This is a genomic window from Blautia sp. HCP28S3_G10 (assembly GCF_052065235.1).
Taxonomy (GTDB): Bacteria; Bacillota; Clostridia; order Lachnospirales; family Lachnospiraceae; genus Blautia_A.
In genome coordinates this window covers 20967-28715 of sequence record NZ_JBQHUL010000042.1, presented here as the reverse complement: position 1 = coordinate 28715, position 7749 = coordinate 20967, and the positions used below count along the sequence as shown (strand labels likewise).

Annotated in this window: 4 protein-coding genes; 3 read left to right on the top strand and 1 reads right to left on the bottom strand. The window is 41.3% G+C overall.

The genetic code is table 11. The annotated features are described in order from the left end of the window. Positions 1–538 precede the first annotated feature (538 nt). The gene (locus ACTNB8_RS14090; protein ID WP_441055716.1) at positions 539–1414 is read right to left on the bottom strand and encodes a helix-turn-helix domain-containing protein; all 876 of its coding nucleotides are present in this window, start codon (positions 1412–1414) and stop codon (positions 539–541) included. 135 nt (positions 1415–1549) lie between these two features. Between ACTNB8_RS14090 and ACTNB8_RS14085 the strand changes: the two genes are divergently transcribed. The 3 genes from ACTNB8_RS14085 (at position 1550) to ACTNB8_RS14075 (ending at position 7745) form a co-directional block, all read left to right on the top strand. Further along, positions 1550–3817, top strand: a complete 2268-nt coding sequence (locus ACTNB8_RS14085; RefSeq protein ID WP_441055714.1) for a glycogen/starch/alpha-glucan phosphorylase — start codon at positions 1550–1552, stop codon at positions 3815–3817. A gap of 85 nt (positions 3818–3902) precedes the next feature. Continuing rightward, on the top strand, positions 3903–5252 hold the full coding sequence (locus ACTNB8_RS14080) for a hypothetical protein (RefSeq protein WP_441055712.1): 1350 nt from the start codon (positions 3903–3905) through the stop codon (positions 5250–5252). An 18-nt stretch (positions 5253–5270) separates the two neighbouring features. After that, positions 5271–7745: a LuxR C-terminal-related transcriptional regulator gene (locus ACTNB8_RS14075; RefSeq protein ID WP_441055710.1), complete on the top strand. Its 2475-nt coding sequence runs from the start codon at positions 5271–5273 to the stop codon at positions 7743–7745. The last annotated feature ends 4 nt before the right edge of the window (positions 7746–7749 follow it).

Sequence of the window (7749 nt, the reverse complement as noted above, 5' to 3'; positions counted from 1 at the left end):
CACTTGGCTATCTTCCCGTTTTACTGTTTTAAGGTTTGTTCTTAAAAATTTAATTTAAAGAAATTTTCGAGAATCGTATGTGTTTCACTGTTCAGTTATCAATGTTCTTTGCGCCGTCTCTCAGGCAGCTCATATATATTATCACATTCTTTTTTTGTTTGTCAAGAACTTTTTTAAGTCTTTTCAAAACTTTTTTGAAGTGATGTACCGCTCTCTCAAGCGACTTTGCTATCTTATCACACTCATTTCTCTTTGTCAACAATTATTTTTCGTTTTTTCAAAACTTTTTAAATTGTTGATGCAGAAGAAACAATTTCTTGCGACAGCTCAGTTAGAATAACACTTTCCAACCGGGCTGTCAACACTTTTTTTCAATTTTCCCAAAAAAGATCACCATCGCTGATGATCTTTTTATCATTTCATTATTCTGCTGCATCTTCTGTTGTTTCTTCTGCTTCAGCATTTGCATCTTCTTCTGTTACTCTGAGTGAGATAAACAGATTCTGAGCAATTGACGCAGGGAACTTCCCTGATTCGGTTAAATGCCTATCATTTCTCTATATTCTCTCGGAGTTACTCCATATCTTTTTTTAAACTGACGGTTAAAGTTTGACAGATTCAGAAATCCGGTCTCTTGTGAAACAGCAAGTATCTTGTCCTCTGTCTGGCGTAATTTCTCTGCTGCCGCTGCAAGCTTTCTTTCATTAACATATGCAGTAAAACTTACACCCGTCATCTTTTTGAACCATCTCATAAAATGGCTGCAGCTGAATCCACAAAACTCTGCCATATAAGAAACCGTAAGATTTTCCCCGGTTTTTTCTGTAATTTCCTGCAATACTTCTTTTAGCCTCTCCCTGTCCGGTGAAGAAACTTCTTTTATATAAGGATATTTTCTTATAAGCAGAAACAACATCTGAAGTACAGCTGCCTTCACACCAAGCTCATATCCTTTTTCCCTCGATCTGCAGAGGTCTTCCATCTGCGCAAGGCATTTTTTTACCGCCTCATATCCTATATCCTCCGGGCTGAGGCAGACTGCTGGCAGAAGTTTTCCGGCAGCCAGTGGAACAAGAAATTCCCCAGCACATAAATCCGCCGCTCCTGCACCCAGAAATCCAATTTCAAATATAATATTTTCATATTCCATCGAAAAACCTTTTGATTTTTGAAGCGCATGGAGTGTTCCCGGCGGTACGACAAAAATGTCGCCTGCCTTTCCCTTAAAACTCTCAGTTTCCATCTGAACAGTCCCTGTTCCTTTTTTTACATATATCAGTTCCATCTCATTATGCCAGTGAAGTGAAACAGATGGAAAATCCAGTGGAATTGTACAGGGATATATATTAAATGGAAATAGTCTGCTTCCATGTTGTTTTGTTTCCTGAAATTCTATACTGCATTCTCTCTCCATAATTCAGTACCTCTCTTATAATATGATAGGATTGTATCACTATTTGCCCTATTTTTGCAAGAATCGACTGTTAAAATATGCTATAAATATATCAGATGTAAAATATTATTACGCTATATGAAAGGAGTAACTTCCATGAACAAAAATTTATTCCAGAAGCTTAATGACTACTGTGGAAAATCCCTTAAAGATGCTGCAGACAGTGAAATCTATTCTGCGCTGCTTAAACTAATCCATGAAAAAAGCGCAGAACAGACCAAAGAAGTAACTGGTCGAAAACTTTATTATATATCTGCTGAATTCCTTATAGGCAAATTGCTTTCCAACAATCTTATCAATCTTGGTCTTTATGACGATGTGCGGGAAATATTAAAAGAAGCAGGAAAGTCCCTGGCTGACATTGAAGAGCAGGAACCGGAGCCGAGTCTTGGAAACGGTGGACTTGGACGCCTTGCTGCATGTTTTCTTGACAGCCTTGCAACCCTCGACCTTCCTGGTGATGGAGTGGGCCTCCGTTATCACTGCGGACTTTTTCACCAGAACTTCAAAAACAATGTCCAGAATGAAACTCCTGATTTCTGGCTGACAGATCAGTGTGCTGCTCAGGCCACAGACACAGTATTTCCGGTAACACTTGCAGGAAATACCTATCAGGCACGACTTTATAAACTGCCGGTAACAGGTTATGAGGGACGCACCAATACCCTGAATCTTTTTGATCTGGATACCATAGATGAGTCAATCATTGGAGAAGGTATCTCTTTTGATAAAAAAGATATTGCCAGAAATCTTACCCTCTTCCTCTATCCTGATGATTCTGATGAAAATGGAAGACTACTCCGTATTTACCAGCAGTACCTGATGGTTTCTGCCGGTGCACAGCTGATTCTTTCAGAATGTGAAGCACGTGGATGTGATTATCATGATCTTGCTGATTATGCAGCGATCCAGATCAATGATACTCATCCAAGTATGGTTATTCCTGAACTGATCCGTCTTCTGGGAGAAAAAGGAATTTCCTTTGATGAGGCAGTACAGATCGTCACAGACACCTGCGCATATACAAATCACACAATTCTTGCAGAAGCCCTTGAGAAATGGCCTCGGAATTATCTGGAACAGGTAGTTCCGCAGCTTATCCCGGTTATTGAAAAGCTGGATACTCTGGCTAAAACACGCACTGATGATGAAAATCTGGCTATCATTGATCATAACCAGGTTATCCACATGGCTCATATGGACATTCATTTTTCTCACTCTACCAACGGTGTAGCTGCACTGCATACCAAAATCCTGAAGGAAAGCGAGCTTTCCGGTTTTTATCATCTGTATCCACAGAAATTCAACAACAAGACAAATGGGATCACTTTCCGCCGTTGGCTTCTGAAATGTAACCCTGCCCTTACGGAAGAAATTGAATCTCTTATCGGAAATGACTTCAAAAAAGATGCTTCCGGCCTGGAAAAACTGTTAGATTATAAAGACAACAAAAAAGTTCTGGACAGACTTGCTCAGATCAAAAAGGAAAACAAAACAGCCCTTGCAAAATGGCTCGAGCAGAAACAGGGACTTCACCTTAATACAGAAGCCATGTTTTCTATCCAGTCCAAAAGGCTTCATGAATATAAACGTCAGCAGCTGAATCTTCTGTTTCTTATTCATGAATATCTGGAAATCAAAGCAGGACATGTTCCTGCAGTACCACTTGTCAGTATCTTTGGTGCAAAGGCAGCACCAGCATATGTTATTGCCAAAGATATTATTCACGCACTCCTTACACTGTCTGACGTGTTCAAAAATGATCCTCAGGTATCTCCATGGCTGCAGCTTGCTTTCGTTGAAAACTATAACGTATCAGCTGCTGAAAAAATGATTCCTGCCTGTGATCTTTCCGAGCAGATCAGTCTTGCCTCAAAAGAAGCTTCCGGCACGGGAAATATGAAGTTCATGCTTAATGGTGCCCTGACTCTTGGTACAATGGATGGCGCAAATGTCGAAATCTGTGAAGCAGTAGGCAATGAAAATATCTATATCTTCGGTCAGAGCAGCAATCAGGTCATCCACCGTTATGCAGCTGGTGATTACTGTTCCCGTGACTGGTATGAAGCTGATCCGAATCTTCACCGTGCCATTGATTTTCTTACCGGTGATGAAATGATGAAATACGGAAATCAGGAAAATCTTCTTCGCCTTCAGAATGAACTGATCGGAAAAGACTGGTTCCAGACACTCCCTGATTTTAATGCTTATGTTGTACGCAAACAGCAGGCAATGAATGATTATGCCCATAACCGTGAAGACTGGACACGCCGTACTCTGATCAACATTGCCAAAGCCGGCTTTTTCTCCTCCGACCGTACTATAGAGGAATATAACAATGATATCTGGCATCTCGGAAAATAATATATAATAATCAAATATAACCTTTAGTTACTAGAATCTTTCCCTCCTTTTTTATAAAATAAAAATAAAAAGGAGGGATTTTTATATGAAAAAGGAAAACAATTCTCTGTCCGGAACTTTTTATCCCATCCGGATTCTTCTGCTGCTCCTTGCAGCATGTCTAACACTGCTTTTTCCAAACCCTGTCCAGGCTGATATTATCCAGGAACAGCTCACCAACGGTGTACACCTTAAGGGCACAGAAGTCATATCTTTTCTTGATGATATGTACCGTGAAGAACTTAAAATGCCGTCTTCAGACCCTGCAGATTATTCTTTAAGTATTTCTGTCTCCTTTGATAATCCACAGCAGGCTCCGGCAACTCTTCCGAAATGGATCATATATTCTGTAGACGGTGACAGCGTTACTATGTATAATAAAGGTAGTACAACATATAGCGATAAACGAACTCTTTACAATGTCCATCCGTCTGAACTGAAACTCAGTTTTCCGCTTGATGAGGAAGATGAATGGGACGGAAATATTGATGAATATACTTTCAGCCTTGATTTCACACTTCAGGAAGTACCGAAACCTTCACCTGCTGTTCCGAAACCGCCAGTAAAACCACAGCCTGTAGCTCCGAAACTGCCAAAGGTTTCTCTGGAACCCAACAGCATAAACCCTCTTTATCCCGGAGACAATGACACGCTTTCTCTCAGTATCTCTGATCCTGAATTACCATATTGGGAATATGTACAGCCAGAGCAGGTTTCTGTCAGATTTTCAGATCCGTCCATTGTATCTCTGACCAAAAAAGACTTTTTAGGTACTTCCCTCCAGCTCCATATCCGTGCCAAGAAAGCAGGAACCACACAGTGCATCGTAACTTACCGCGGTGTCTCATCGAAACAGTCAATTACGGTCCACAAAACCTCTTTTTATGTTCCTTCTTCTGCTTCTATAACTTTGAAGCAGAAAAAACATATTTCGAATTATGTATTTCAGATGGGAATCGGAAAATGCTCTATTAAGAATGTAAAATCAAATAAAAAAAGTGTAATCTCTGTTTCCGGCAAAAAACTGACTGCCAGAAAGCCCGGCAAAGCAACCATCACATTTACTCTGAACGGAAAACGTAAATCAATCCGTTTTACAGTTCAACGGCCCGCTCCGAAGCTGAATCAGCTGAAAGTAAAAATTTCCGGATATACCTATAATCCGAATACCGGAAAAACCTATTACTATCTTACATTCAGAAATACTTCTCAGCGAACCATAACAAAAGTTAAATTACGATACACCATGACTCTGAATGAAACCATAACACTGACAAAAAACCACAAAGTCAATCTGAAACCAGGGAAAACCAAACGCATCAAAGTATACGTGGGCAAACTTATCACAGATCCGCAAAACCGCAAAGTAAAATGCCTGAAACTCTGGTATAAATAACAGCAAGGAGGCTCTTCCATGAACCATTTACAGGAACTTAGTCAGACTTTTATCTCTTCCAGACTGCAGCAGTCTCTGAATTCTGTTCCCGACTATGCACTCACGTCTGTAATCGCCCCTATGGGCTACGGCAAAAGCACCGCTGTAAACTGGTTTCTGGATACGGCCTCCTCTGATAACAACTGTCAGATTTTCCGTATTAATATTTACTCTGACAGCACTGCCCTTTTCTGGAGAGGTTTTCAGGCCTCTCTGAAAGAAGCAGATCCGGATATCATGCATTTTCAGTATCCTCAGACCACCGAAGAAGTGATTCTTCTTGCTCAGCACCTGTCGGATCATTTTCATTCTTTTTCCGGAAGTACTTATCTGTTCCTGGATGATTTTCACCTGCTGAATGATTCCCTTGCAGTTAAACTTTTCTGCACACTTGCAGAATTTGCATCTTCTGATGTTCACCTGATCATAGCAGGCAGGAATCGTTTTCTTACCGGTCATGATATTCTGCGTCTCGGCAAAAAAATCCATCACATCAGTGCAGAAGATCTGAAATTAACCTCTTCAGATCTTCTTTCCTATGCGCACCGCAGCGGAATACGTATAACAAAAAAACAGGCAGAACAGCTCTACCAGACAAGTGAAGGCTGGTTTTCCGTTGTTTATCTGAATCTTCGCACCTATACACAACGCGGCTCTCTTCTGGACAAATATGATGACATATATAATATGATAACCGAGGCACTCATTGACCCACTTTCATCTTCCGAAAAAATATTCCTTGCATGTTTAAGTTCTGCTGATGAATTTACCGGTCCAATGGCTAATTTTGTGACCTGTCTTCCTGACTCCGAACAGATACTGAAACAGATGACCGAAAATAATGCCTTTATTATACGGCTCCCTGAACAGAAATTCCGCTTTCACCATATGCTCCAGTACTGTGCCGCTCTTCTTTTTCGTCAGTTTTCAACTGACAGACAAAAAGAATGCCAGGAACTTTACGGCCAGTATTACGAGAATCACAAGGACTATCTCCGTGCACTGCTTTTTTATGAAAAATCTTCCAGCTATGATTCCTGGCTCCGCATTGTTCAGAAAGACGCCGGTGTTATGCTGGCTTCTGTGCGTCCCGAAGATATTTTTCATGTTCTTGAGCAATGCCCCGAAAAGATCCTCCGATCTCATCCCGGAAGTCTCCTCGTACTGATGCGAAGACTTTTTACCTGGCAGAAAATTCCCCAAATGCTCCATCTTAAAGATCTTCTGATCTGCGAAGTAACGGATAATCCTTCTTTCTCAGATAAAGAACGTGGAAATCTTCTTGGCGAATGTGATCTGATTATGAGTTTTTTGTGTTATAACAATATTGCTGCCATGAGTCGTCTTCACAAAAGTGCCTGCAAACAGATGTCCGGTCCTGCAGTATCCATCCGCAGTTATGGCTCCTGGACTTTCGGCTCTCCTTCTGTTCTTATGATGTTTCACAGAGAATCCGGAAAACTGGCAGACGAAATCCATATTATGAATGAAGCAATGCCCTATTATTATCAGGTCACTTCAGGTCATGGCATGGGCGCAGAACTTATAATGGAAGCAGAAGCAGAATATGCACATGGAAATTTTCTGAACTCATCGGTTGTTCTTTCCAAGGCACATCAGAAAACATCAGGAAATGCTCAGAAAAACATGGATCTCTGCTGCGATTTTCTGTTTCTCCGCCTTGGATTTTTTGATAAAACACCTTCTCCATGGATTCTCCAGGAAAAGAAACGTGCTGAACTTGTTCTGATGGGAAACGCACTCTTTCTGAATATTTTCGACAGCATCTGTGCATATTACTATGCGCTTCTCCGTCTGTCCGACAAAATTCCGGAAATTTTCAGAGAACATCGGCTGAATGAGATTCATTATCTGCACCCTGCCAGACCCATGATGGCTCTTATTGAAAACCAGGTATATCTGGCTCAGAAATCCTATGTGGAAGTTCTCGGCCGCACAGATGCGTTGCTGGCTCTCTGCAGACACTTTCCATATACACTCTGTGAAATCCATGTACTGATTCAGGCAGCAGGCGCCTGTAATTCTCTTCAGTATCACAAAGAAGCACGTGAATATATAAAAACAGCGATCCAGCTGGCCGAACCAGATGAAATCGCTGCTCCATTCTGTGAAAACTATATTTACATAAAAGAACTTCTTGGGAATTCCACTTTTGAGCAGAAAATCCACAACCTTGGTGAACGTTTCTGTAAAAACTCTGTGACACTTTCCAGTGCACTGAGCCGTCCTGCTGCCGCATCTGCCCTGACAGATCGTGAACTAGAACTTGCCCGCCTTATTGCCGGCAGACTAAGTAACCGTGAAATCGCTTCTGCCATGTATCTTTCTGAGGGGACAGTCAAGCAGTACACCAACCGAATCTACTCCAAACTTCATATAGAAGGTGATACCCGTACAAAACGCCAGCGTCTGTCCGAACTCCTGAAACTCTGATCCG